Source organism: Streptococcus oralis, assembly GCF_001579025.1.
Taxonomy (GTDB): Bacteria; Bacillota; Bacilli; order Lactobacillales; family Streptococcaceae; genus Streptococcus; species Streptococcus oralis_X.
On sequence record NZ_KQ970235.1, the window covers coordinates 1,014,261 to 1,015,788 of the forward strand.

General features: G+C 43.0%; 1 protein-coding gene. It reads right to left on the reverse strand.

All coding sequences use genetic code 11. The features are described from left to right. Positions 1–895: 895 nt before the first annotated feature. Positions 896–1,528: extracellular solute-binding protein (locus SORDD27_RS04895; RefSeq protein WP_155718890.1), on the reverse strand; the 633-nt coding region annotated here is incomplete at its 5' end.

Genomic DNA, 1,528 nt, shown 5'->3' on the forward strand with positions numbered 1-1,528 from the left:
CTTGTCCCAATTCCGGCCCCTCCCGAGGTAGATAGGTGTCTATACACTGTTATACCGTAAGGACTTTGGACTTTATTATTCGTGACTACTTGTTTACGGCCCCTCGCGAGGTAGATAGGGAGCTATAACCCGCTTAGATGATGATTATCCATTCAAGGGTATTTCTGGGTTTCCGGCCCCCTCTCGAGGTTGATAGGGAGCTATACGTGCGTGACGGACAAGAAAATCAAATTGGCGAATAGTTTCCGGCCCCTCTCGAGGTAGATAGGGAGCTATACTTTATCTTTACAAATATTCTTCCCGATTATGAAGAGATTGAGTTTCCGGCCCCTCGCGAGGTGAATAGGTTGTTTAAGTGAAGTGAAACGATTCATAGCTATCTGGATTCTGCTGTTTCCGTCCCCTACCGAGGTGCGTAGGGTGTTCTTTATGGTTTAGATGTAAGTTGGTATGCGGAACCTGAATTGTTTTCGGCCCCTCGCGAGGTAGATAGGTACCTATACGTAAGCGGTACTGGTTCGACGAAGATGGTTACATGGCGTTGTTTCCGGCCCCTCTCGAGGTAGATAGGTAGCTAGACAAGGAATTGGGTAACACAAACATGTCCAAATTGGAACGAGTTTCCGGCCCCTCGCGAGGTAGATAGGTAGCTATACCCCATATCTTGTATGTAACCCTATAACAAGCAATAGATATAACCTATTTAAAACTACTACTAGTATATCATACTTTGTAAGAGTTTTCATTTCTGAATACCAAATAAATCACATATTTTTTTCCTCCTAAATGAATAAAGGATACTATTTTATCATTAAAATTGCTTTTGTCAAGCCCAAATATAAATTTTTTAAAACAAAAAACGAACTAGATTGACTAATTCGTTTTTTATATACTCCTACTTCCGATACATTTTAAACTGGAGGAAGAGGTCGCTGTATTTTCCTGTCCATTTATGGTCAAATTTCTCATAAACTTCTAGGTGTTTCATGGTATTAGCGTCTGGATAGAAGGATTTGTCCTCACGAGTCTCCTCTGGGAGCATTTCCTTTGCTGGTAGGTTTGGTGTTGAGTAACCTACATACTCCGCATTTTTCAGAGCATTTTCGGGTTTCAACATAAAGTTGATAAAGGCATAGGCGGCATCTTGATTTTTCACGGTTTTTGGAATGACCATGTTATCAAACCAGAGATTGCTGGCCTCAGTCGGAACGACATACTTGAGGTTAGGATTTTTCTCTAACATCTGGCTGGCTTCCCCAGAGAAAGTCACACCGATAGCAGCGTTGTTCTGAATCATGTAACCCTTCATCTCGTCTGCCACAATGGCCTTGATATTTGGAGTCAATTTGTAGAGCTTATCCACTGTCTCTTCCAACTGCTGAGGATCCTTGGAGTTGAGGCTGTAACCAAGTGAGTTAAGCCCGAGTCCCAGCACCTCACGCGCCCCATCAAAGAGCATGATGGAATCCTTGTATTCTGGTTTCCAGAGGTCATCCCAATGCTCAGGCGCCTCATCTATCATGGTTTC